Source organism: Dietzia sp. IBK-p2-16D (assembly GCF_057773085.1).
Map to the genome: position 1 here is coordinate 1 of NZ_JBYMTL010000003.1, position 24,010 is coordinate 24,010.

The 24,010-nt window shown below is 71.3% G+C and carries 20 protein-coding genes, 1 tRNA gene and 3 pseudogenes; 6 read left to right on the forward strand and 18 right to left on the reverse strand.

Annotated features, from left to right (window positions below; genetic code table 11):
• On the forward strand, nucleotides 1–880 hold an 880-nt coding region (locus AC3DE3_RS07970; protein WP_488369645.1), incomplete at its 5' end, for an HNH endonuclease signature motif containing protein.
• 5 nt (nucleotides 881–885) lie between these two features.
• Here the strand turns inward: AC3DE3_RS07970 and AC3DE3_RS07975 are convergent.
• Nucleotides 886–1,152, reverse strand: a pseudogene (locus AC3DE3_RS07975) (molybdenum cofactor biosynthesis protein MoaE); the annotation flags it as partial.
• Nucleotides 1,153–1,458: 306 nt separating this feature from the next.
• On the opposite strand from AC3DE3_RS07975, the pseudogene AC3DE3_RS07980 reads away from it, so the two are divergent.
• A pseudogene (locus tag AC3DE3_RS07980) lies at nucleotides 1,459–1,569 on the forward strand (dihydrofolate reductase family protein); the annotation flags it as partial.
• A 63-nt stretch (nucleotides 1,570–1,632) separates the two neighbouring features.
• Here AC3DE3_RS07980 and AC3DE3_RS07985 read toward each other — a convergent pair.
• Both AC3DE3_RS07985 and dnaG read right to left on the reverse strand, forming a co-directional pair.
• Nucleotides 1,633–1,705, reverse strand: a tRNA-Asn gene (locus tag AC3DE3_RS07985).
• A gap of 81 nt (nucleotides 1,706–1,786) precedes the next feature.
• Nucleotides 1,787–3,817 carry a DNA primase gene (gene dnaG, locus AC3DE3_RS07990; RefSeq protein ID WP_488369646.1) on the reverse strand — a complete coding sequence of 677 codons (2,031 nt, stop codon included), beginning with the start codon at nucleotides 3,815–3,817 and terminating at the stop codon, nucleotides 1,787–1,789.
• A 68-nt stretch (nucleotides 3,818–3,885) separates the two neighbouring features.
• Here dnaG and AC3DE3_RS07995 point away from each other — a divergent pair, with 68 nt between their 5' ends.
• Together AC3DE3_RS07995 and AC3DE3_RS08000 are read left to right on the forward strand one after the other, a co-directional pair.
• Nucleotides 3,886–5,949, forward strand: a complete 2,064-nt coding sequence (locus AC3DE3_RS07995) for a TPM domain-containing protein (RefSeq protein ID WP_488369647.1) — start codon at nucleotides 3,886–3,888, stop codon at nucleotides 5,947–5,949.
• A 4-nt stretch (nucleotides 5,950–5,953) separates the two neighbouring features.
• A complete protein-coding gene (locus AC3DE3_RS08000; protein ID WP_260486752.1) occupies nucleotides 5,954–7,294 on the forward strand; it encodes a serine hydrolase domain-containing protein in 1,341 nt (446 codons plus the stop codon).
• Between the two features lie 61 nt (nucleotides 7,295–7,355).
• On the opposite strand, the gene AC3DE3_RS08005 is transcribed toward AC3DE3_RS08000, so the two are convergent.
• The 3 genes from AC3DE3_RS08005 to AC3DE3_RS08015 form a co-directional block, all read right to left on the reverse strand.
• On the reverse strand, nucleotides 7,356–8,618 hold the full coding sequence (locus tag AC3DE3_RS08005; protein WP_488369648.1) for a deoxyguanosinetriphosphate triphosphohydrolase: 1,263 nt from the start codon (nucleotides 8,616–8,618) through the stop codon (nucleotides 7,356–7,358).
• Nucleotides 8,619–8,693: 75 nt separating this feature from the next.
• The gene (locus AC3DE3_RS08010) at nucleotides 8,694–9,311 is read right to left on the reverse strand and encodes a YdcF family protein (protein ID WP_488369825.1); all 618 of its coding nucleotides are present in this window, start codon (nucleotides 9,309–9,311) and stop codon (nucleotides 8,694–8,696) included.
• 55 nt (nucleotides 9,312–9,366) lie between these two features.
• Complete coding sequence (locus AC3DE3_RS08015) at nucleotides 9,367–10,761, reverse strand: glycine--tRNA ligase (protein WP_488369650.1); 1,395 nt, start codon at nucleotides 10,759–10,761, stop codon at nucleotides 9,367–9,369.
• A gap of 188 nt (nucleotides 10,762–10,949) precedes the next feature.
• On the opposite strand from AC3DE3_RS08015, the gene AC3DE3_RS08020 reads away from it, so the two are divergent.
• Together AC3DE3_RS08020 and AC3DE3_RS08025 are read left to right on the forward strand one after the other, a co-directional pair.
• Entirely contained in the window at nucleotides 10,950–11,318 is a 369-nt protein-coding gene (locus AC3DE3_RS08020) for an ArsR/SmtB family transcription factor (protein ID WP_488369651.1), read from the forward strand.
• Nucleotides 11,319–11,322: 4 nt separating this feature from the next.
• The gene (locus tag AC3DE3_RS08025) at nucleotides 11,323–11,748 is read left to right on the forward strand and encodes a Fur family transcriptional regulator (RefSeq protein ID WP_488369652.1); all 426 of its coding nucleotides are present in this window, start codon (nucleotides 11,323–11,325) and stop codon (nucleotides 11,746–11,748) included.
• A gap of 56 nt (nucleotides 11,749–11,804) precedes the next feature.
• Here AC3DE3_RS08025 and AC3DE3_RS08030 read toward each other — a convergent pair whose 3' ends face one another.
• The 12 genes and pseudogenes from AC3DE3_RS08030 to AC3DE3_RS08085 all read right to left on the reverse strand — a co-directional run bounded on the left by AC3DE3_RS08030 (nucleotide 11,805) and on the right by AC3DE3_RS08085 (nucleotide 24,004).
• Nucleotides 11,805–12,617: an isoprenyl transferase gene (locus AC3DE3_RS08030; RefSeq protein ID WP_488369653.1), complete on the reverse strand. Its 813-nt coding sequence runs from the start codon at nucleotides 12,615–12,617 to the stop codon at nucleotides 11,805–11,807.
• Complete coding sequence (gene recO / locus AC3DE3_RS08035; RefSeq protein WP_260486757.1) at nucleotides 12,592–13,389, reverse strand: DNA repair protein RecO; 798 nt, start codon at nucleotides 13,387–13,389, stop codon at nucleotides 12,592–12,594. The genes AC3DE3_RS08030 and recO overlap by 26 nt, the downstream gene beginning before the upstream one ends.
• A gap of 99 nt (nucleotides 13,390–13,488) precedes the next feature.
• The gene (era, locus tag AC3DE3_RS08040; protein WP_260486758.1) at nucleotides 13,489–14,397 is read right to left on the reverse strand and encodes a GTPase Era; all 909 of its coding nucleotides are present in this window, start codon (nucleotides 14,395–14,397) and stop codon (nucleotides 13,489–13,491) included.
• Nucleotides 14,394–15,713: a hemolysin family protein gene (locus AC3DE3_RS08045; RefSeq protein ID WP_488369654.1), complete on the reverse strand. Its 1,320-nt coding sequence runs from the start codon at nucleotides 15,711–15,713 to the stop codon at nucleotides 14,394–14,396. Before AC3DE3_RS08045 ends, era begins: the two co-directional genes overlap by 4 nt.
• Before the next feature lie 3 nt (nucleotides 15,714–15,716).
• Nucleotides 15,717–16,199 (reverse strand): rRNA maturation RNase YbeY, encoded by a 483-nt coding sequence (gene ybeY / locus AC3DE3_RS08050; protein WP_260486760.1) that lies wholly within the window; start codon nucleotides 16,197–16,199, stop codon nucleotides 15,717–15,719.
• Complete coding sequence (locus tag AC3DE3_RS08055) at nucleotides 16,196–17,302, reverse strand: PhoH family protein (protein ID WP_396118937.1); 1,107 nt, start codon at nucleotides 17,300–17,302, stop codon at nucleotides 16,196–16,198. The genes ybeY and AC3DE3_RS08055 overlap by 4 nt, the downstream gene beginning before the upstream one ends.
• A complete protein-coding gene (locus AC3DE3_RS08060; protein WP_260486762.1) occupies nucleotides 17,248–18,045 on the reverse strand; it encodes a 16S rRNA (uracil(1498)-N(3))-methyltransferase in 798 nt (265 codons plus the stop codon). Before AC3DE3_RS08060 ends, AC3DE3_RS08055 begins: the two co-directional genes overlap by 55 nt.
• A gap of 7 nt (nucleotides 18,046–18,052) precedes the next feature.
• Nucleotides 18,053–19,213, reverse strand: a complete 1,161-nt coding sequence (gene dnaJ / locus AC3DE3_RS08065; protein WP_488369655.1) for a molecular chaperone DnaJ — start codon at nucleotides 19,211–19,213, stop codon at nucleotides 18,053–18,055.
• Between the two features lie 53 nt (nucleotides 19,214–19,266).
• The gene (hrcA, locus tag AC3DE3_RS08070) at nucleotides 19,267–20,307 is read right to left on the reverse strand and encodes a heat-inducible transcriptional repressor HrcA (RefSeq protein WP_488369656.1); all 1,041 of its coding nucleotides are present in this window, start codon (nucleotides 20,305–20,307) and stop codon (nucleotides 19,267–19,269) included.
• Between the two features lie 63 nt (nucleotides 20,308–20,370).
• Nucleotides 20,371–21,558: a radical SAM family heme chaperone HemW gene (hemW, locus tag AC3DE3_RS08075; protein ID WP_260489269.1), complete on the reverse strand. Its 1,188-nt coding sequence runs from the start codon at nucleotides 21,556–21,558 to the stop codon at nucleotides 20,371–20,373.
• A gap of 677 nt (nucleotides 21,559–22,235) precedes the next feature.
• Nucleotides 22,236–23,624 (reverse strand): annotated as a pseudogene (locus AC3DE3_RS08080) (WS/DGAT/MGAT family O-acyltransferase); the annotation flags it as partial.
• 170 nt (nucleotides 23,625–23,794) lie between these two features.
• A complete protein-coding gene (locus AC3DE3_RS08085; RefSeq protein ID WP_260486765.1) occupies nucleotides 23,795–24,004 on the reverse strand; it encodes a hypothetical protein in 210 nt (69 codons plus the stop codon).
• Between the last annotated feature and the right edge of the window lie 6 nt (nucleotides 24,005–24,010).

A 24,010-nucleotide genomic window follows, 5' to 3' on the forward strand; every position in this document is an offset into this window, starting at 1 on the left:
GCGGCGCATCGAGACCGACGCGTCGGCCGCCTCGGCGGACGGACTGGACGGTTCTCTGGACCAGCTCCGCGCCGACGCCCTCGCCGCGCTCGCCGTCTATCCGCCTGCTGGTGGCCCGTCCGCGACCAGCCCCGGCCCCGGCTCCGGCTCCGGCCCCGGCTCCGACCCGGCCCCTGCGTCCGAGTACGACGGCATCGAACTCGGCGACGTCAGGCTCGGGGCGGACCTCCCCCGACCCACACTGGGCAACGCCGCGCGGGCAGGTCAGCCGATCCGCATCAGCGTGATCGCCTCCGCGTCCAGGGGGCTGCCCAACCGCGTCGAGTTCGTCCACGGCACGTACAGCAGCTTCGAATGGCTCTGCACGGAACTGCTCGAGGGCGACGCTGCGAGCGTGCGGTTCGAACTCATCGACCCCGCCCCCGGCGTGCTCGACTCCCCCGAGCACGCCCTGCGCTACGTGATCACTCCGGCGATGGCCGAGCGGATCCGCATGCGCGACGGCACCTGCCGACACCCGGGGTGCTCGGTTCCCGCCGAGTCCTGTGACGTGGACCATGTGATCGCGTTCAACAAGAAGGACCCTGAGCTCGGTGGGCCGACCACCGAGTGGAACCTCGTCTGCCTGTGCCGCAAACACCACCGGGAGAAGACGTTCGGGACCAATTCCTACAGGTCCGGGCCGTTGGGTGAACTCGTCATCATCACCGACACCGGACACGAACACCGCACCAGACCCAAGGGCCCTTTGGCCCGTGCCCGTGACGCCATCTGGGAACGCGAGTGGAACGCCTATGCGGACCGCATCGTCGCCGACGATGGCACACTCATCAATCCACCGGGTCAGGACAGGCACCGTCCACGCAGACGGCCGGCCTGACCGGGTCAGCAGTCGCCGACGCCCACCCATTCGGAGACGCCGTCGGTGAAGCGCTGCCGCTTCCAGATGGGCACCCCGTGCTTGAGCCGCTCGATGAGCTCCGAACACGCCGCGAACGCCTCGGCCCGATGCGGAGCCACAGCGACCACCACCACCGCGACCTCGCCCACCGGCAGCACGCCCACGCGGTGGACGGCGGACACGCGGACCGTGCGCCCGGAATCGGCCGCCGAGGTGTGCTCGGCCGCGACCTCGTCGCAGAGCCGGGCGAGAGTGTCCCGGGCGGCGTACATGCTCGGTGACGGCGGTGGCGATGTCGGCGTCGGCCACCACGTGCACCTCGACCGGCGAGAAACCGCGCTCGAAGAGCCAACCCTCGATGGCGGGGCCGGTGGTGTCCTCGCGGAGGCCGTGCGCGGCGGCGGTGGAGGAGACGACGACGGCACCGGTTCTGCCGGTATCGAGCGCCGCGGGCCCGGTGTTCGCGCGCGCCACCTCGTCGTCGTCGCCCCCGGTCGCCACCTCGGACCTACGTGTCCAGTCACCGCGTTTCCCACAAGACTTTGCAGCGAGGCGGCGGTCAGACGGGCACGCGGCCGATTTTCGAGGGTGCCGCGGGTGGTGACCTCGAGCTGCTCGAGAGCCGTACCCTCGACGGCCCGATCCAGGAGCTGATCTACCGGCCCACCCGGCTGACCACCCTGAAATGCAGACCAGGTCAGGGCTCGGAAGCCACTGACCTGGTTGCTGAGCTCCCCCAATTGGACTCGAACCAATAACCCTTCGATTAACAGTCGAATGCTCTGCCAATTGAGCTATGGGGGATCACTGCTGGCGACCGGCGGTGATGCCGGATACCGAGAACTTACCTTAGTGCGCCCCGGGCCGACGAACCAAATCGGCTGGTCAGGCGATGTCCGGAGTCGCGCCGACCGCCTGGTTCAACAAGCCGCGCCGGTACTCCTCCAGAGCCACCAGATCACCGAACAACGCCGAGTAGCCCTCGGGATCCTCCGCGGGGCTCATCCGCTGCACCTTGGACTTGAGGTCCGCGATCTGACCCGAAACCCACACCTCCTGCAGACGCGCCAGGACACCGGAGATGTAGCGGGGCAACGCCTCCTCGGACACGCGCAGTGTCTCCACCGCGAGGCTCCCGACGAACCGGCGCAGCCCGTCGTCGCCCAGCCCCTCGGAGACCTCGGCGACCCAGTTCGCGCCGCTCTTGCCGGCCGCGCACCCCCCGGCCTTCGACAGCGCCTGCGCGATCGTGGCATAGGCGGGGTGGGTGTAGCACTCCTCCGGTAGGGAGTCGAAGAGCGGCCCGGCCAGCCCCGGGTACTGTAGGGCCGCCTTCACGGCCTCCCGCTGGGGCCACAGCACCGGGTCCGCCGCGGCGGGGATGGGCACGCCCGTCGGCACCTCCGGTGTCTGCGGAGCTTCGCGGCCGCCGGCCTCGTCGTCGTCGTATCCCCCACGGCCACGACCCGCGCCGCCCCCACGCTCGGCGGCGTCCCACCCCGGTCGGGCTCCCCCGCCGGGTCCACCGGGGGCACGCTTGCGCAGCCCCGGACCCGACCCGGCCGACCGCGCACGGCCCTTCTTGCGCGCCTCCTCGCGGACGCGGCGCACCACCGTCGCAGGATCGTCCCAACCGACCCAACCGGCGAGCTGGCGGGCGTACTCGTCACGCAGCGTCGAATCGCGGATGTCGGCCACCACCGGCACCGTGCGACGCAGGGCCTCCACACGCCCCTCGGCGTGGTCGAGGTCGTAATCCTCCAGCATCGACCGGATCGCGAACTCGAACATCGGCACCCGCGCGGACACGAGATCCCGCACCGCGGCGTCACCCTTGTTCTGACGCAGGTCGCACGGATCCGTCCCCGGCGGGGCCACCGCCACGAACGTCCGGCCGGAGAACTGCTGATCACCCGAGAACGCCCGGAGCGCGGCCTTCTTGCCGGCCTCGTCGCCGTCGAAGGTGTAGATGATCTCGCCGCGGAAGTAGTTGTCGTCCAACATCAGGCGCCGCAGCGTGGACAGGTGGTCCTCGCCGAACGCGGTGCCACACGCGGCCACCGCCGTCGTGACGCCGGCCGCGTGCATGGCCATGACGTCGGTGTACCCCTCGACCACGACCGCGCGGCGCTGCGAGGCGATCTCCCGCTTGGACAGGTCCAGACCGAACAGCACCTGCGACTTCTTGTAGAGCATCGTCTCGGGCGTGTTCATGTACTTGCCCAGGGTGTCGTCCTCGAACAGCTTGCGCGCGCCGAACCCGATCACCTCACCGCCGAGGTTGCGGATGGGCCACAGCAACCGGCGGTGGAAACGGTCGATGAGGGTGCCGCGCGAGCTCGTCTTGGACAGCCCGGCCGCCTCCAGTTCCTTGGGCTCGAACCCCTGGCGCATGAGGTGCTTGCTCATGGTGTCCCAGCCGGCGGGCGCGTACCCGCAGCCGAAGTGCTGGGCCTGGGCCATGTCGAACCCGCGGTCGGTGAGGAAGGTGCGCGCCGTCTCCGCCTCCGGATCCTGCGCCAGTCGCTCGGCGTAGAACTTCTGCGCGGCCGCGTTGGCCTGCGCCAACCGGGACCGCGTGCCGCGATCGCGCTGGATGACCTGCCCGCCACCCTCGTAGGAGATGCGGTAACCCAGCCGGTCTGCCAGCTGCTCCACCGCCTCGACGAAGCTGATGTGCTCCATCTTCATGAGGAACGCGAAGACGTCGCCACCCTCACCCGTCGAGAAACAGTGGAAGTAGCCGTGCTGCGGACGCACGTGGAACGAGGGGGTCTTCTCGTCCTTGAACGGGGACAGCCCCTTGAGCGAGTCCGCGCCACCTGGTTTGAGCGCGACGTACTCGCCGACGATCTCCTCGATACGGGTGCGTTCGCGGATCGCGGCGATGTCCTGCTCCGGAATCCGCCCTGCCATGACGCCCAGAGTAGCCGCCTCCGCCGAGGACCGGCGTGCCCCCTGTTCGGGGCCGATACGCTGGGGCCATGATCGCCGCCCAACTCCTGCCCGACGCCGCCCGGCGACCCCGTTCCCGGTTCAGCCAGGCCCCGGAGACAGCCCTCGCGACGGTCGTCGCGTTCCTCGCCTGCGCGATGGTGTGGGCCGCCCCCGGCGCCTCCGCCGAGCGCCCGTCGAACCTGGCGCAACAGCTCACCGACTCCGCCGGGGTGTTGGGCGGCGACACCCGCGAGGTGGAGAGCCGGCTGGCCGAACTGCGCTCGACCGACCAGATCCAGCTGTGGGTCACGTTCGTCGACAGCTTCGACGGGATCCCGCCCGACCAGTGGGCCCGGCAGACCGCGCAACTGTCCGACCTGGGGTCCTCGGACGTCCTTCTCGCGGTGGCCGTCGAGGACGGAAGGTACTGGTTCGAGTCCGCAGACCAGCGTTCCGATCAGCGGATCGCCGACCGCGACATCGAACCGCGCCTGGCCGTAGGCGACTGGGCGGGCGCGGTGACCGGCGCCGCCGACGGGCTCGAGCGGCAGGGCTCCGGCTCGGAGATCTCGCCGTTCGCCCTGCTGGCCACCATCGCGGTAATCATCGCCCTGGTCGTGGCAGTGGTCCTGTTCTCCCGCCGGCGCCGCACCACCCGGACCGCCAAGCAGGCCGAGGACGCCCGCGAGATCCCCGGCGACGACACCGCGAGGATGTCCGCCCTGCCGGTGGAGGTGCTCGACGCCCGGGCCCGCTCCGGCCTCGCCGACGCCGATCAGTCGGTGGGCGCCTCCACCGAAGCACTCGAGACCGCCGCGGGCGAGTTCGGCGAGCTGCGGACCCGGCCGTTCCGCGCGGCCCTCGACTCGGCCAGGTCCGACGTCGCCGCCGCCCACGCGCTCGTCCAGCGACTCGACGACGACATCCCCGAGACACCCGACCAACGCAAGGCCATGCTGCTCGAGGTGGCCGCCCGCGCCGAACGCGCCGAACGCGGCCTGGAGGGGCAGTCCACGGCTTTCGCCGAGATGCGCGATCTGCTGATCAACGGCGCCGCCTCCGTCGACGCGCTCACCCGCCGCGCGGTCACCCTCCGCGCCCGGCTCCCCGAGGCCGAGAAGTCGATGGCGGACCTGCGCGAGCGGTTCCCGTCCGGCGTGCTCACCTCCATCTCCGACAACCTCTCCCTGGCCGCGGAGCTGCTCGACGCCGCGGAGGGTGAGACCGCACGCGCACGAGCGGCACTGGCCCGGCCCGTCGGCGAGCAGGGCGAGGCCGTGGACGCCATCACCTCCGCCGAGGGCGAGCTCTCCCGGGCCGAGAAGCTCGTCGACGGGGTGGACCACGCCGCCGACGACATCGCCACCGCGCGCCGCGACCTCGCTCCGCTGATCGAGGAGGTCGAGGACGAGCTCACGATGGCCTCGCGGCTGCTCGCCTCCACCGACGTCAGCGACACCTCCAGCCGGACCCTCACGCAGGTGGCCGCCGCCGCACGCGAGGCCGTCGACGAGGCCCGCCGTGACGGGCAGACCGACCCTCTGGGGACGTTCTCCCGACTCATCGACGTGGACCGCGACCTCGACGAGGCCCTTGCGGCCGCCGGGCACGAGGCCGAGGCGGCCAGCCGCGCCCGTGCCGCCCGCCGGGCCGCGATCACCCGCGCCGCCGGAGCAGTCCGTGAGGCCGACGACTTCATCGGCAGCCGCTCGTACGTGATCGGGCAGGCCGCCCGCACCCGCCTCGCGGCCGCGAAGAGCTCGCTGGCGACCGCCGAGGGCACGGTCGGGCCGGCCGCGTTCCCCGCCGCCGAGCGCGCCCTCAACCTCGCACGCGAGGCCCTGCGGCTGGCGCAGAGCGACGCCTCCCGGCCCCAGTACTCCGGGGGTTACGGAGGCTACGGCGGACGGCGCGGACCCTACGGCCGTGGCGGGTCCAGCACCGGTGCGATGGTCGGCGGCATGGTCGCGGGCGCGCTGATCCAGGGAATGCTCCGCGGCGGCGGGGGCGGCTTCGGCTCCGCCCGCGGTTTCGGCGGCGGAGGCCTGGGCGGCGGCGGTGGCTTCGGTGGCGGCGGCTTCGGTGGCGGCGGCGCGGGCGGGCGGTTCTGACCCCATGACTCGTCGGCGCAGAGCCCTCATCGCGGTGGTCGCGGTGATCGTCCTCCTCGTCGCGGCCGTCGTCGCGGTGGGCGCCTGGTACCGGCCGATGCTGCTCACCGGCACCGGGTACGCCGCCCACAACGCGTGCGCCCTGCACTACCTCGCGGGCCGCGAGGACTACGGGTCCGACCTCCCGCCCAACCCGCTCGTCCCCGTCATGCGGACGTCTGTCGACGAGCAGGCCGGGACCGCGACCGCCTCGGTGCTGGGGGTGGGCTTCCGGCAGACCGCCCACGTCTCCGAGCACGGCTGCGCCCTCGGCGACCGCGCCGCGGGAGCGCAGGGCAGTGAGCCGCCCCCGCCACTGCGCGAGGACGGCGCACAGGGTGTCCGCCTGGCCGAGGCGACCGACGCCCCGGACGAGGTCTCGTCGGCACTGGATGAGGCCGCGGCGCAGGAGGGGACGCGGGGCCTCGTCGTCGTCCATCGCGGCGAGATCCTCGGCGAGCGGTACGCCGACGGTTTCGGCCCGGACACCCGCCAGCTCGGCTGGTCCATGGCCAAGAGCGTGGCCTCCACGCTCGTCGGGCGCGCACAGGTCGAGTTCCCCGACGCCGGCCTCGACCCCGCCGCCACCGGCCTGCGCCCCGAGTGGACCGACGAACGGTCGCGGATCTCGCTGGACCACCTGCTGCGCATGACGTCCGGCCTCGACTGGGACGAGGAGTACGACCTGGGCACACCCATCACCCGGATGCTCTTCCTCGAACCGGACATGGCCGCGTTCGCCGCGTCACAGCCGACCGCCCACGCCCCCGGTGAGTTCCGTCAGTACTCGTCAGGCACGAGCAACATTCTCTGCGACCTGCTGCACGAACGCACCGGACTGGGGCCGGAGATGGCCGCGGAACTGCTCTTCCGCCCGCTGGGGATGCGCAGCGCTGTCCTCGAGGCCGACGCCTCCGGCGGATCGGTGTGCAGTTCGTACCTGTGGGCGAGCCCGCGCGACTGGGCGCGGTTCGGTCGGTTCGTGCTCGACGACGGCGAGGTGGACGGACAGCGGCTGCTGCCCGCGGGATGGATGGACTACGCCACGACCGGGGTCCCGGCGGGCGGCGAACCCGAACCGTACGGCGCCCAGTGGTGGCTGAACGAGGCCGGCGACGGCTCCCCGCCCCGGTTCGCGGAAATGCCGGCGGACGCCTTCTGGGCCTCCGGGCACGACGGGCAGTACGTCGTGGTGGTCCCCTCGGCCGACCTCGTGGTGGTCCGGACCGGCTTCTCCCCCGGCTCGAGCCTCGACGCGGTGGGCGTGGAGCGACTGGTCGGCGCGGTCGTGCGCGCGGTCGGCTGACGGGGGCCCCGAGCGCGGGCGGCGGCCGGCGGCCGCGGGGTCGGGGGCGGGGGCGAGCTGCTCAGCCCCAGGCGGCCTGGATGCCCGCGCTCGCCCGGTCGACCCGCTCGAGCCGGCTCTCCGTGTACAGGGCGATCTGGTCGACGATCACCCGCATCCGAGCGGCGTCGTCCGGGGCCGAGTCCCACAGGGGCCGCAGGACCGGGTCGAGGCCCGCGGGCGCGGACTGGGCGAGGAACTCCGCCACCCGGTGGATCCGGTCTCGCTGGCGGTCCTGACGGAGGCGGTGGCCGGGGTCGCTCATGACGTAGCGCACGGCCATCGTCTTGAGCATCACCACCTCGGCCTCGACCTCCTCCGGCACCTCGAGGTCCGCGCTGTAGCGCCCGTGCGGCTTCGCGCCGTGCACCTCGCGGGTGGCGTGGATGGCGGGCATGACGAACCGGCCGACCAGCTCACTGGTCAGGGCCTTGAGCGCGACGAACCCGGTGAAACTCTCGTCGAACGGCTGCACGGCGCGCACCACCTCGAGCGAACCGAGGCGCCCGGCCGCGCGCGCCAGCTGGTCGGCGTCCGGTCCTCGGAACTCCTCGGCACCCAGTTCGGCCAGCGCCGCGACCTCCGAGCGGTCGGACAGTGAGCGCAGGTCGAGTCGGCCGGCGACGATCGCGTCCTCGACGTCGTGCACCGAGTACGCCACGTCGTCGGAGAAGTCCATGATCTGGGCCTCGAGACACCGCGTGTCCCCGGGAGCGCCCTGCCGGATCCAGGCGAGGGTGTCCGCGTCATCGGCGTACGCGCCGAACTTCCGCGTCCCCTCCCGCGGCAGCCACGGGTACTTGGTGGCGGCGTCCAGCGCCGCGCGGGTGAGGTTCAGCCCCACCCCACGGCCGGAGGCGTCGACGACCTTGGGCTCGAGCCGCGACAGGATCCGGACGGTCTGGGCGTTGCCCTCGTAACCGCCGAACCCGCGCGCGACCTCGTCCAGCGCCCGCTCGCCGTTGTGACCGTAGGGCGGATGCCCGATGTCGTGGCTCAGCCCGGCGAGGTCCGCCAGGTCCGGGTCGCAGCCCAGTCCGGCCGCGATGCTGCGGGAGATCTGGGCGACCTCGAGCGAATGGGTGAGGCGGGTCCGCGGGGTGTCGCCGTCCCCGGGGCCGACCACCTGGGTCTTGTCCGCGAGACGGCGCAACGCGGCCGAGTGCAGAACGCGAGCACGGTCACGGTCGAACGGGCTGCGCTCGCTGGCCTTCTCCCGGGCGCGGCCGGAGCCCTCGTCGACCCGGCGCTCGGCGTCCGCGGCGTCGTACGCGTATCCCGTCATCCACTTCTCCTCCGGGCGTCACCGCCCCGTCATCCGTGCCGCGGCCGGGCCGGCTCATGCGACCCGTCCCGGGGCTCAGTCCGGGAAGTCCACATCGCTCCCGGCGATCCGGTGGTACTGGTACCAGAGCACCGCGCCCGTCTCACGGACGATGCCCATGATCTGGTTCTCCCGGGTCCAGACCGCCGGCCCGTGCCTGGTCGGCGAGGTCCACGCCTCCAACCCCGCGTCCCGCGCCATCATGCGCGAACGGTACGAGTGCGTGGGGTCACTGACCAGCACCACCGACTGGCCGCCCTGATCGCGCACGGTCTGAGCCACCGCTTCCAGACTGCCTTCGGTGTTGGTCCCCGTCTCCACCGCCAGGATCACCTCGGCGGGCACACCGAGCTGGGTCAGATAGGCCCGTCCGGAGCCGGCCTCGGTGTAGAGGTCCCCCGGCTGGTTACCGCCGACCGTGATGATCTGCGGTGCAACCCCCTCCTCGAAGAGCAGGGCCGCGTGCTCGAGCCGCGCCTGGAACACCGGGGTGGGGTTGCCGTTGTGTTGCGCGGCGCCGAGCACCACGATCGCGTCCGCCGGCGCGCGGTCGTCAACCCGCGCGACGTGCCATACCCGGAACGAGATGAATCCGGGTATGACCAGGCACAACAGCAGTGCGATGGCCAGGAGCCAGCCGACGGCCCTGGACACCGCGCGGAGCGGGGACCGGGATCTACTCACCCGACCAGTGTGCCAGGGGACTCCGTCAGCACCCGATCAGGCGCTGCGCGAGGTACCCCTCGACCTGGTCGATCGCCACGCGCTCCTGCGCCATGGTGTCGCGCTCACGGATGGTCACGGCCTGGTCCTCGAGAGTGTCGAAGTCGACCGTGATGCAGAACGGGGTGCCGATCTCGTCGTGGCGGCGGTAGCGGCGGCCGATCGCCTGCGCGTCGTCGAAGTCCACATTCCAGTTCTTGCGCAGCTGGGCCGCCAGGTCGCGGGCCTTCGGCGACAGGTCGGCGTTGCGCGACAGCGGCAGCACCGCGGCCTTGATCGGCGCGAGGCGACGGTCGAGCTTGAGCACGGTCCGGGTGTCCACCCCGCCCTTGGCGTTGGGGGCCTCGTCCTCGGTGTAGGCGTCGACGAGGAAGGCCATGAGCGCGCGGGTCAGACCGAAGCTCGGCTCGATGACGTGCGGGATGTACTTCTCGCCCGATGCCTGGTCGAAGTACTGCAGGTCCTCCCCGGAATGGGTCTGGTGCTGCGTCAGGTCGTAGTCCGTGCGGTTGGCGATCCCCATGAGCTCGCCCCACTCGTTGCCGGAGAACCCGAACTTGTACTCGAAGTCGATGGTGCCCGCCGAGTAGTGCGCGCGCTCGTCGTCCGGGACGTCGAACCGACGCAGATTCCCCGGGTCGATGCCCAGGTCCACGAACCAGTCCCAGCAGTCCTCGACCCACGCCTTGAAGTGCTCGTCGGCCTCATCGGGCTTGACGAAGTACTCGATCTCCATCTGCTCGAACTCGCGGGTGCGGAAGATGAAGTTGCCGGGGGTGATCTCGTTGCGGAACGCCTTGCCGATCTGACCGATGCCGAACGGCGGCTTGCGCCGCGCGGTGGTCATGACGTTCTTGTAGTTGACGAAGATCCCCTGCGCGGTCTCCGGGCGCAGGTAGTGCAGGCCGGTCTCGTTGTCCACCGGGCCCAGGAAGGTCTTCATCAGGCCCGAGAACAGCTGGGGCTCGGTCCACTGCCCCTTGTTCCCACAATTGGGGCAGGCGATCTCCGACATCGGGGCCTCGGAAGGATGGTCCAGCTTCTTCTTGAGAGCGTAGGCCTCCTGGAGGTGGTCCTGACGCAGCCGGGTGTGGCAGGACCGGCACTCGATGAGCGGGTCGGTGAACGTCTCGACGTGGCCGGAGGCCTCCCACACCTGGCGGGGCAGGATGATCGAGGAGTCCAGGCCCACCACGTCCTCGCGGCCGGTCACGAAGGTGCGCCACCACTGCTTCTTGATGTTGTCCTTGAGTTCCACGCCCAGGGGGCCGTAGTCCCACGCCGAGCGCGTGCCGCCGTAGATCTCGCCACACTGGTACACCAGTCCTCGGCGCTTGCAGAGGTTGACGACGGTGTCGATGACGGAAGCTGAGGCTGCCACGTCGGGGGTTCTCCCTTTGGTGAGTCGGTGGGCGGAGGTGTCGGGTGGACCACCTCGGCACGGGCCGGCGCCCGGGCACTTTCACCAGGGTATCCGGTCGGGGCCCCGGGTCTGGGATACTGGGGTCCCCTACCCGATACGGCGCCGGCGGCGACCGAGCCCATCAGCGAGCCCCGAAGGCGGAGACGATGCCAAGCGGACCCCGATCGACCGGATCCGACCCGGTCACGGACGTCCACGACGCCGACCACCGGGCCGCTCCCGTTCCCCTGCCACCCGAGCACGTGGTGTCCGCTGCGGGCGAACTCCTCCGCGCCCTGTCCGCGCCGCTGCGCATCGGGATCGTCCTGCAGCTGCGGGAGGGGCCGCGATGCGTGCACGAACTCGTCGACGCCCTGGGCGTCACCCAGCCCCTGGTGAGCCAACACCTGCGGGTCCTCAAGTCGTCCGGGGTGGTCTCCTCCCATCGGCAGGGTCGCGAGATGCGCTACGAACTGCTGGACGGACATCTCCTCAACATCGTCGAGGCGGCCGTCGGGCACGCCGGGGAGCAGTAGCGCGATGACCACTCCGGACAAACCCATCGGTGTGCGGTCGACGCGTCAACGCAGCGCGATCTCCGCCCTGCTCGACGAGTCCAAGGGATTCCGCTCAGCGCAGGACCTGCACGCCGAACTCCGCGAGCGCGGCGACACGATCGGGCTCACGACGGTGTACCGGACCCTCCAGTCGATGGCCGACGCTGAGGCGGTCGACGTGCTGCGGACCGACTCCGGCGAGCTCATCTTCCGGAAGTGCTCCGACTCGCACCACCATCATCTGGTGTGCCGCGTCTGCGGGTTCACCGTCGAGGTGGAGGAGCCGGGGGTCGAGGTCTGGGCCCACCGCGCGGGCCGGGCTCACGGGTTCACCGACGTCAGCCACACCGTCGAGCTGTTCGGGCTGTGCGCGGAGTGCGCGGGGGGCACAGCGGACCCGCCTGCCTGACGTGGTCAGTCGCGCGCGCGGGACGCCGGGCGCGGGAGCGGATCCGGCGTGGGGGGTCAGGAGCTGGTGACGCCCCCGAAGCGTCGGTCGCGCTCGGCGTACTCGAGGCACGCCGCCCACAGGTCGCGCCGGTCGAAGTCCGGGAACAGGGTGTCCTGGAAGACGAACTCGGCGTAGGCGGCCTGCCACAGCATGAAGTTGGACGTGCGCAGCTCCCCGGACGGCCGCAGGAACAGGTCCACGTCCGGCATATCCGGCTCGTCGAGGAACTGGGAGAAGTTGTCCTCCGTGAGGTCCTCGGGCGAGAGTTCGCCGGCGGCCACACGGCGGGCGAAGTCGCGGGCGGCGTCGACGATCTCGGCGCGGCCCCCGTAGTTCACGCACATCGCCAGGGTCATGACCGTGTTGTCGCGGGTGAGCTCCTCGGCCTCCTCCAGTTCCGAGATGACCGACCGCCACAGCCGGGGTCGCTGCCCCGCCCACCGCACGCGCACGCCCAGCGCGTGCATCTCATCCCGGCGCCGGCGCAGGACGTCCCGGTTGAAGCCCATGAGGAACCGCACCTCCTCGGGGCTGCGCTTCCAGTTCTCGGTGGAGAAGGCGTACGCGGACAGGTACGGGATACCCATCTCGATGCAGCCCTGGACGACGTCCATGAGCACGGCCTCGCCGCGCTTGTGCCCCTCCGTGCGGGGCAGGCCGCGCTCCTGCGCCCAGCGTCCGTTGCCGTCCATGACCAGTGCGACGTGGCGGGGCACGAACTCTGCCGGGATGGCCGGCGGGCGGGCACCCGACGCGTGCGGGGTGGGTGGCCGGACCGTGGTCGACCGCGGGGCGGGACGCTTACGAAATCTGGGTAGTCCGGGCACGGGACTCCTCTGCTCGATCGACGGGGCCGACCGTGCCGCGGTCGACCAGGGGCAGGCTGCGCAGGTCTCGTTCGAGATGCCACTGCAGGTGGGCGGCGGCGATGCCGGAGGCCTGGCGCACGACGGCGGGCGAGGACATCCCCACGGCGTCCCACTCCCCCGCCAGTAGCGCGGACAGGTGTTCGGCCACGCCGGGTGAGAGCATGGCGCATCCCTGTGGGCGGCAGTGCACGCACACGGTCCCCCCGGATGCGACGTGGAAGGCCCGGTGCGGGCCCACCACGCCGCAGCGCACGCAGCAGTCCAGGACGGGCTCCCACCCGGACGCGGACATGGCGCGCAGGAGGAACGCGTCGGCGACCAGGCCCGGCTCGCGACGGTTCTCGGCCAGGGAGCGCAGGGCGTTCACGGCGAGGCCGAGCAACCGCGGGGTGGGCGCCCCCTCCTCGCCCGCGAGACGCTCGGCGGTCTCCAGGACCACGCACCCGGAGGTGTAGGCGGGGTAGTCGGCCACCAGCGGACGCGCCAGCGACTCACGGCTACTGGCCTGGCGGATCGTTCCCAGACCACTGCGGCCACGGCCCGGGGCGATCTGTACCTCCACCACCGCGAACGGCTCGAGGCTCGCGCCCATCCGGGACCGGGTGCGGCGCACGGCCCGGGCGACGGCGCGGACCAGCCCGTGCCGCTCGGTCAGCAGGGTGACGATCCGGTCGGCTTCCCCGAGGTCGTAGGTCCGCACGACGAGGCCCGTGTCGGTGAAGGGATGCATCCGGGCCTCCTTCCGGGGCGACTTCCGGGGCGGGGCGCGCACGCGGGTGCGTGCGCACTCAGGTGTCCATTGTCCCACGGGCGAAAGCCGTGGGAGAGGCTAGAAGCCCAGGCGTCCCAGCATCTTGGGGTCGCGCTGCCACTCCTTGAGGACCTTGACGTGCAGGTCGAGGTAGACCCTGGTGCCGAGCAGTTTCTCGATGCCGGCCCGGGCGGTGGTACCGACCTCGCGCATGCGCGAGCCGCCCTTGCCGAGCACGATGGACTTCTGGCTCTGCCGTTCCACGTACACGGTGGCGTGGACGTCCACCATGTCGTCGCGCCCCTCGTGCGGGAGGATCTCCTCGATGGACACGGCGATCGAGTGGGGCAGCTCGTCACGGACACCCTCGAGGGCCGCCTCGCGGATGAGCTCGGCCATCCGGCTCTCGTCGGACTCCTCGGTGATGATGTCGTCGGGGTAGAACTGCGGTCCCTCGGGCAGCAGGGTCGCGATGACGTCGGCCACCACGTCGACCTGTTCGCCCGACGCCGCCGACACCGGGACGACCTCCGAGTCCGGTCCGAGGAACTTCGACACCGCCACGAGCTGCTCCATGACCCTCTTCTTGGAGACGGTGTCGATCTTGGTCACCAACCCGAGAACCGGGGTGGTGGGGCAGAGCTTGCGGACCTGCTCGAGGATCCACCGGTCACCGGGGCCGATGCGCTCCCCGGCAGGGATGCACAGACCGATGAGGTCGACGTCGGAGTAGGTGTCCTCCACGAGCGCGTTGAGACGCTCGCCGAGCAGGGTGCGGGGGCGGTGGAGTCCGGGGGTGTCGACCAGGATGATCTGGGCGTCCGGCCGGTGCACGATCCCGCGGATCGCGTGCCGGGTGGTCTGCGGCCGGGAGGAGGTGATGGCGATCTTCTCCCCCACGAGCGCGTTGGTCAGCGTGGACTTGCCCGTGTTGGGCCGGCCCACGAAGCTGACGAACCCGCTCCGGTAGCCCTCGGGGGTGCTCATCTGTTCTCCTCGTCGTGATCCTGGGTGTCGTCCTCGTTCGTCTCGACGGGCGTCGCCACCACCGTGACCACCTTGACCCGTCCGCGCCGGTCGTGGCCGCCCTCGGCGCGCAGGTCGAGCCCGGTGGACACGACGTGTGCCCCGGGCAGCGGGACGCGCCCGAGCTCCAGGGCGAGCAGCCCGCCCAGGGTCTCGACCTCCTCGGTCACCTCGTCGGCGAACTCGACGTCGAACAGCTCGGCCACCTCGTCCAGTCCGAGCCGGGCGGACAGGCGGTAGCGCCCGTCGCCGAGGTCCTCGACGGGCGGCACCTCGGTGGTGTCGTACTCGTCGACGATCTCCCCGACGATCTCCTCGAGGATGTCCTCGATGGAGACCAGCCCGGCGGTCCCCCCGTATTCGTCGACGAGGATCGCCAGGTGGTTGTGGTCGCGCTGCATCTCGGCCAGCAGGTCGTCGATCCGTTTGGCGTCGGGCACGAACACCGCGGGGCGCATCACGTCGGCCACCGGGGCGGCGCGCCCGTCGGGGTCGTCGAGACGGGCGACGATGTCACGCAGGTAGACCACGCCCACCACGTCGTCGGAGTTGTCCCCGTCGACCACCGGGATCCGCGAGTACCCGGACTTGACGGTGAGCCGCGCGGCCTGGCCGACGGTCTTGTCCGACTCGATCCACACCATCTCGGTGCGCGGGGTCATGACCTCGCGGGCGGTGGTGTCGCCGAGCTCGAAGACCGACTGGATCATGCGGGACTCGTCGTCGGCCACCACGCCGCGCTCGCGCGCCATGTCGACGATCTCGAGCAACTCGATCTCGGAGGCGAACGGTCCGTTGCGGAAACCCCGCCCCGGGGTGACCGCGTTGCCGACCCCCACCAGGAGGGAGGCCACCGGGCCGAGGACGAACCCGACCACGGTGAGCGCGGTCGCGGAGCTCAGGGCGATCGAGTAGGCGTGTTGGCGGCCGAGGGTGCGGGGACCGACGCCGGCAACGACGTAGGCGGCGACGGTCGTCACCACGGCGGCGACGCCGAGCGCCCAGGCCGAGGAGTCGATGACGTCGTTGAACACCACGGTGAACAGCACGGCGGCCGCCACGAGGCTGAGCAGGTGCAGCAGGACGGTGACGTTGATGTACCGCGGCCGGGTGGCAAGCATCCGCGACAGTCTGGCCGCGCCGTACCGGTTCTCCTTGGCCATCTCCTCCACCCGGGCCACCGAGACGGTGCTCAGGGCGGCGTCGAGGGCGGCGAACAGTCCGGCGACGAGGATGAGCAGCACGGCGCCGACGGCCGCGGTGATGGTCTCGTTCACGAGTCAGGCGTCCACTCTCGGGGCCTCGTCGCGGTGGTCGTACCACTCACCCAGCAGCTCGTTCTGCAGGCCGAACATCTCCCGCTCCTCGGCGGGCTCGGCGTGGTCGTACCCGAGCAGGTGCAGGCACCCGTGGACGGTGAGCAACGCGAGCTCGTGCGCGAGCGGATGGCCGGAGCTGGCTGCCTGGTCGGCGGCGAAGGCCGGGCACAGCACGATGTCGCCGAGCATCGCCGGGCCGGGCTCGGGCAGGTCGGGCCGCCCACCGGGGGTGAGCTCGTCCATGGGGAAGCTCATGACGTCGGTGGGGCCGGGCAGGTTCATCCACGTCACGTGGAGATCGGCCATCGTGTCCTTGTCGACGAGCGTGATCGACAGCTCGGCGGCGGGGTGGACGTCCATCCGGGCGATGACGAACGCGGCCACGTCGATGAGTTCTGCCTCGTCGACCTCCACGCCCGACTCGTTGGCGACCTCGATGCTCATCGGCGGCGCTGCTCCCTGTTCTTGTGGCTGGCGGGTCGGTCGCCCCGTTCGAGGCGCGCTTCGTGCTTGGCGTAGGCGTCGACGATCCGGCCCACCAGTGCGTGCCGGATGACGTCCTTCGAGGTGAGCTCGGAGAAGTGGATGTCGTCGACGCCGGTGAGGATGTCGCGGACGACCTTCAGCCCCGAGCGCTGGCCGCCGGGGAGGTCGATCTGCGTGATGTCACCGGTCACGACGATCTTCGAGCCGAAGCCGAGGCGGGTGAGGAACATCTTCATCTGTTCGGGCGTGGTGTTCTGCGCCTCGTCGAGGATGATGAACGAGTCGTTGAGGGTCCGCCCGCGCATGTACGCAAGCGGTGCCACCTCGATCACCCCGGCCGCCATGAGCTTGGGGATGGCCTCGGGGTCCATCATGTCGTGCAGCGAGTCGTACAGCGGCCGCAGGTACGGGTCGATCTTCTCGTGCAGGGTGCCGGGCAGGTACCCCAGCCGTTCGCCGGCCTCGACCGCGGGCCGGGTGAGGATGATGCGGCTGACCTCCTTGGCGCGCAGCGCGGCGACGGCCTTGGCCATCGCGAGGTAGGTCTTGCCGGTGCCGGCGGGACCCAGTCCGAACACGATCGTGTGGTCGTCGATCGCGTCGACGTACCGCTTCTGGCCGAGGGTCTTGGGCCGGATCATCCCGCCGCGGCGGGACAGGACGTCGGTGCCGAGCACCTCCTCGGGCGTGAGCGGTCCCGAGTCGGCGAGGATCTCCACGGAACGCCGCACCGAGGCGGGGGTGATCTCCACTCCCCTGCGCGCCTGGCGCAGGAGGTCGGACACGACGCGGGAGGCGCGGTCCACGTCGGGGGGATCACCGGAGATGGTCATGGTGCCGCCCCGCACGTGCAGGTCGGCGTGGAGCAGGTCCTCGAGCGCGCGGAGGTTGGCGTCGGCGGCGCCGAGCACCGCCATCGCCAGGTCGGGGTCCAGCTGGACGGCGGTGCGGGCGGTGGAGTCGCCGGAGTCCCGTCGGATGTCGTTTCCTGCGGTGCTTACGTGGATCACTTCCCGTGTCGTGGTGAGGTTGGGTCGAGTGTAGACCCCGCGGCCGACCATCTCGGAGTGAGAACGCCGAGCGCGGCGAGTGCGACGGTGGCGGCGGTGGAGGTGCGGAGCACCTCCGGGCCCAGGACGACTGGCCGGGCGCCGGCCGCCGTGAGGGCGTCGAGCTCGGCGTCGGAGACCCCGCCCTCGGGTCCGACGACGACGAGGACCCGCGCCGCCGGCGGGCCCGCGGCCACGGCGTCCGCGAAACCGGCGGCGCCGTCCTCGTGCAGGACGAGTACGCGGGCACCCGCGTCGACCTCGGAGGCGACGAGGGCGGCGAGGGCCGTGGAGTCGACGAGGTCGCCGATCTGGGGCTCCCACGCCCGCCGCGACTGCTTGGCGGCGGCGCGGGCGGCGTTGGTCCACTTAGTGCGGCCCTTGTCGACCTTGGGGCCGGTCCAACGGCTCACGCAGCGGTCGGCCTGCCACGGCACGATCCGATCGGCGCCGGCCTCGGTCGCCAACTCGACCGCCAGCTCCGACCGTTCGGACTTGGGCAGGGCCTGGACGACGGTGACCTCCGGGGTCGGGCGGGGCACGTCGACCCGGGAGACGACCTCCGCCTCGACCCTGCCGGGGCTCGTCGTCGTCACCACACAGTCCGCCACCGCACCGCGGCCGTCACCGACCCGGATGGCCTCCCCCACCCGGACCCGCAGCGCGGATCCGGCGTGCCGCCCCTCGGGCCCGTCGAGCACGATCGTCTCACCGACACCGGGGACCGTCCCGGCCCGGAACAACGACGGGGTCACGCCGCCCTCAGTGCCCGGCGACGGCGTCGCGCAGGCGGGAGAACAGGCCACCGCGGCGGGCGGTGTCCTCGTTGACGACCTCGGCGGAGTCCCCGTCGAGGCGGCGCAGCTGCTCGACGAGGTCGCGGCGCTTGCGGTCGAGCTTCTCCGGGACCACGACCTCCATGTGGACGGTGAGGTCACCGGCGCCGCCGCCGCGCACGCGGGGCATCCCGCGCCCGGTCAGCGTGACGGTGTGGCCGGGCTGGGTACCGGCCGGGATGTCGATCGTCAGCGGGTCGCCCACGACGGTCTCGAGCTCGACCTCGCCGCCGAGCATCGCGTCGACCACGGGCACGCGGACGGTGCAGTGCAGGTCCTCGCCGTCGCGGACGAACACCGGGTGGTTGCGCTCGGTGACCTCGATGTACAGGTCGCCGGCGGGACCGCCGCCGGGGCCGACCTCGCCCTGCCCGGACAGGCGGATGCGCATGCCGCCGCCGACACCGGCCGGGATCTTGGCCGAGACGGTGCGGCGCTTGCGGACGCGGCCCTGGCCGGTGCACTCGCCGCACGGGTCGGTGATGATCTCCCCGGTTCCGGCGCAGGTGGGGCACGGGCGGCTGGTCATGATGTTGCCGAGCAGCGAACGCTGGACGGACTGGATCTCGCCCTGGCCCTGACACATGCCACAGGTGGCCGGCGGCGCGTCGGTGGCCGAGCCCTTGCCGTGGCACTTCTCGCACAGCACGGCGGTGTCCACCTGGATCTCCTTGGTGACGCCGGTGGCGCACTCGTCCAGTCCCAGGGTCACGCGGATGAGCGCGTCCGAGCCGGGCTGCACGCGGCTGCGGGGACCGCGGCCACCTCCGCCTCCCCCGTTGCCGCCGAAGAACGCCTCGAACACGTCGCCCAGGCCTCCGCTGCCGAAGCCACCACCGAAGCCGCCGCCGTAGCCGGCGCCCGGCGAGGAATCCAGCGGGTCCCCGCCCATGTCGACGATCCGGCGCTTCTCGGGATCGGTGAGGACCTCGTAGATCGCGGTGATCTCGGTGAACTTCTCACGCGCCTCGTCCGACGGGTTGACGTCGGGGTGGAACTCCCGGGCGAGCTTGCGGTAGGCGCGCTTGATCTCGGATTCCGAGGCACCCCTATCGACCCCGAGGGTCCCGTAGTAGTCGCGTGACACGTCTGGCCTTTCGTAGAGAGGAAGATCTGGCTCCGGCAAGGAGCGTACGGACGTCAGCGCCCGGTGATGAGCTCGCCCACGTAGTGGGCAACAGCGGCGACCGAGGCGATTGTTCCCGGGTAGTCCATCCGTGTGGGCCCGAGCACCCCCATCCCGCCGAATGTCTGGCCCTCCGCCCCGTACTGGGAGGAGACCACCGAGGCGCCGCGGATCTCGGCGGCCTGGGTCTCCGCACCGATCTGGACGGTGACGCCACCCGGCCCTCCCCGGCCCACCGAGTGGGCCGCGGTGAGCAGGCGCAGGATGACGACCTGCTCCTCGAGCGCCTCGAGGACCGAGCGCAGGGAACCGTCGAAGTCGGCTGCCGAACGGGTGAGGTTGGCCGTCCCGCCCAGGACGATCCGGTCGTCGGGGTGTTCGACGAGCGTGTCGACCAGGACCGTGACGCAGCGCTCGACCGCGTCGCGGATCTCGGGGCGGGCCCGCTCACCGGTGGCGGCCAGCGCGTCGGAGGCGTCGGGCAGACGCTTGTCGGCGACCGCCTCGGACAGCAGGGTCCGCAGCTGACCGAGGTGATCGTCGGTCAGCGGCGCGGCGAGCTCGACCGTCCGCTGGTCGACGCGACCGGTGTCGGTGATGAGGACGAGCAGCAGCCGGGTGGGGCTCAGACTCACCACCTCGAGGTGGCGCACCGTGGAGCGACCCAGGACCGGGTACTGGACGACGGCAACCTGACGGGTGAGCTGGGACAGCAACCTCGCGGCCCGCCGGAGGACGTCGTCGAGGTCGACGGCGCCCTCGAGGAAGACCTGGATCGCCCTTCGCTGCGCGCGGGACAGCGGGGTGATCTCCTCGATGGAGTCGACGAAGTGCCGGTACCCCTTCTCCGTGGGGACACGGCCGGAACTGGTGTGGGGTTGGACGATGAACCCCTCGGCCTCGAGCACGGCCATGTCGTTGCGGATGGTCGCGCTGGACACACCCAGCGAGTGGCGATCCACGAGGGCCTTGGAGCCCACCGGCTCGTGGGAGGCGATGTAGTCGGACACGATCGCGCGTAGGACATCGGTCCTACGATCGGCCGTACTCGACATGTCCGCTCCTCCCCGCCGTCGTCAGTGACTTTCGATTCTAGGCGAGTTCCCGCCGACCGCGGTTCAGACGAGGACGTCGCGGACCACACCGTCGGCCAACAACCGGCCCGCGTCGGTCAGCGCGTACCCGGGACCCGCGGGATCGCCCGCGGCCCGGCGCCGGAGGAGTCCGGCCGTCACCTGGGTGTCGGCGCGGGACCGCTCGTCGGGGGTGAAGGCGCTGTCGCCGAGCCCCTCGGCGAGGCGCAGTCCGGTCATGATGCGCTCGATGTGTCGGTCCTCGCCGGTGAGGAGTTCTCCGCCGCCCACGGGTAGCCGGCCTGCATCGCACTCGGCGGCGTAGCGGGCGGGGTGTTTGACGTTCCACCACCGCGCGCCGGCCACGTGCGAGTGCGCGCCCGGTCCGATGCCCCACCAGTCACCGCCACGCCAATACCCCATGTTGTGGCGGCAGTACCCGGACTCCGCGGTGGCGAAATTGGAGACCTCGTACCAGTGGAACCCGGCGCGGGCGAGACGCTCCGCGACCTGCTCGTAGCGGTCTGCCAGGACGTCGTCGACCGTTCCCGGCATCTCGCCGCGACGGATCCGGCGGGCCAGCGCGGTGCCGTCCTCCACGATCAGCGAGTAGGCCGAGACGTGGTCCACCCCGGCGTCGACGACGGCGTCGAGTGTCCGTGCCAGATCGTCGTCCGTCTCGCCGGGCGTGCCGTAGATGACGTCGAGGTTCACGTGCTCGAACCCGGCCCGCAGGGCCTCGGCCACCGCTTCCTGCGGACGTCCGGGGGTGTGGGTCCGGTCCAGGATGCGCAGGACGTGCGCCGCGGTCGACTGCATTCCGAGGGAGATGCGGGTGAACCCGCCCTCCCGCAGCCGGGCGAAGAACTCCGGCGAGGTGGACTCCGGATTGCTCTCCGTGGTCACCTCCGCCCCGGGTGCCAGCCCGAAGGTCGAGTCGATGCGCCCGAGCAGCCCCACGAGGACGTCCGCGCCGACCAGCGACGGGGTGCCGCCACCGATGAAGACGGTGTCGACCTGTGGGGGCGTCCCCGTCGCGGCGAGGGCCTGCGCGGCGCGGTCGATCTCGATGGCCGCGGCCCGCTCCCAGTCCACCGGGGAGGTCGCCGAGCCGAGTTCACCGGCGGTGTACGTGTTGAAGTCGCAGTAGCCGCACCGCGTGGAGCAGAACGGTACGTGGAGGTAGATACCGAAGGGGGCCCGCGGATCCCGGGCCGGGGGCGCGCTCGCCAGTGTGGCGGGGTCGTGGGGCGCGGTGGTCACACCTGACCGGTCTGGGTGTCCGATGCGGTCTCATCTCCAGTCGGATCCGGGGTGGGCAGCGTCTCGACGGGCGGGGTCGGCGTCGCCGAGAACTCGTCGTCGCCAAGGACTGTAGCGGCGGGCGCGCTGTAGGTGGGCACCCGGCCGACGTCATCGGGGGTACCCGGTCCCGCCGGCGTGGACCCCGCCGGCGCGGACCCCGTGGGCTTGGAGCCCGAGGGTGTGGAGCCAGTCGGCTTCGCCGCCCGCTTCTTCGCGGCCGCCTTCTTGGCCGGCGCCTTCGTCGCGGCCGCCTTCTTCGCCGGCGCCTTCGTCGCGGTTGTCTTCTTGGCCGGCGCCTTCTTCGCGGCCGCCTTCTTGGCCGGCGCCTTCGTCGCGGCCGCCTTCTTCGCCGGAGATTTCTTCGCCGGGGCCGTTGAGCCGGACGTGGCGGCGGCGGGCTGCGGCACGACGCCCGCGACGTCGCCGGCACCGTCCTGCGCGACCACCTCCGTCGAGGTGTTCTCGCGTGTGGCCACCGCCGTGGACTTCGACCCTGACTTCGCGGCATCCTTCGAGGCCTGGCGGGCGGCACTGCGCTGGTCCTTGCGCTGCTGCGCCAACTCCCCCGCCGACTTCCGCGTGGCGGAGGGGATACCGCTCTTCTCCCGCTCCTCCGCCGCGACGACGAACTCCGCCAGCGCGTCCTCGACCGCGTTCGCCAGTGGCCAGGGATCCGGGACGAGGTCCCGGCATCCGATGAACCCGAAGTGCAGGCTGCCGTCCAACGACATCACGGTGCAGTTGAGCCCCGCGCCGTGGAAGACCGGGCCCAGGGGCAGCATCTTCTCGATCTTGGCGCCGAGGAAGTACAGCGGGAAGTTGGGGCCGGGCACGTTCGAGATGACGAGATTGTGCACCACGGGGTGGCGCTCGGAGAGCCGTAGGCGCGAGTACATCCGGACCGCGGAGCCGAACACCGACGGCGCCGCGAACTGCGCCCAGTCGGTGAGGAGGTTGGCGTCCAGTGCGTCGGTGTGGTCCTTGGCGACGGTATTGGCGTCGCGGATGGCCTCAAGCCGGCCGACCGGGTCGTCGATGTCGGTGGCCAGCGACATGAACATGCCCGACACGCGGTTCGTACCCGGGCGGGACTCCGCGGCGTGTACGGACATCGGCACCATGGCGATCAACGGTTTACGCGGCAGCGCGTCCTGGTCGTCGAGGTACTTGCGCAGGGCGGTCGAGCAGACGGCGAGCACCACGTCGTTGACCGTGGTTCCGAACGCGTTTTTGACCCGCTTGATGTCCGCCAGGTCCACGCTCGCGTAGGAGATCGACCGGTGCCCGGTGATCGTGCGGTTGAACGGGGTCCGCGGGGCGGTGAACGGCGCGGGCATCGCCAGTCCCTTGCGGGCGCGGTTGATCCAGGACGGCAGCACCCCGACCGTCCCGGGCAACAGCGAGGCCAGCCTCCACGGCGTGGCCAGCCGCGACAACGCACCCCCCACTGCGAGCTCCAGGGCACCGGACCCACCGGCGGTCTCCTCGACCAGTTCCTGGTCGAGCTCCGGCTCGTCCGGGGTGAGGGTGCACAGCTGCGAGAGCATGTTGGCGCCGGTGACGCCGTCGACGGTCGAGTGGTGCATCTTGGCGAAGACCGCGACCCGGCCGTCCGGCAGTCCCTCGATGACGTACATCTGCCACAGCGGCATGGACCGGTCGATCGGCTGGCTGGCCAGATGCGCGCACAGCTCGGCGAGCTCGTGGTCCCCGCCGGGCTCCGGGATGCCGATGCGGTGGAGGTGGTGATCGATATCGAAGTCCTCGGCCTCGACCCACACCGGATGGTCCACGTTGAGAAGCGAGTCGTGCAGCTTGCGCCGGAACGGCGGCATCGCCGTGATCCGGCGATGCAGCTCGGTCCGTAGGGCGTCGTAGGAGTACCCGCCCGCCATCTCGGACACGTCCAGGACGATCAACCCGCACACGTGCAGGAGCTGGGACCTGGTCTCGAAGTAGAGGAAGCTGGCATCGAGCCCACTCAAGCGCTGCATGCCGAGGAGTGTACGTCCGGGGAGCACTCTGCGGAGGTCGTTGCACTTCCGTGGTGACCGCGGGAGAAACAGCCCGGAAAAAGGGGGTCAGAGCACCTCGACGAGGAGCCACGCGATCACGACGAGCGCGATCAGCAGGACCAGGGCGAGTGTCACACGCGACCGGGGCATCAACGGACCTCCTTCCCGGTCTCGGCGGCTCCCGGGGCGACGAGCGCCCGGAACCTGTGGACGAGTATGTCCGCGACCTTCTCGACCGCCACCGCGGCGACGAGGAACAGCGGGATCCCCATCGCCAGCAGGATGACCACCTGCAACGGGAACGGCAGGGTGGCGAGCCACAGCTCGACCCTGTCCCAGAACTGCAGGAACGCCGTCACCTGGGG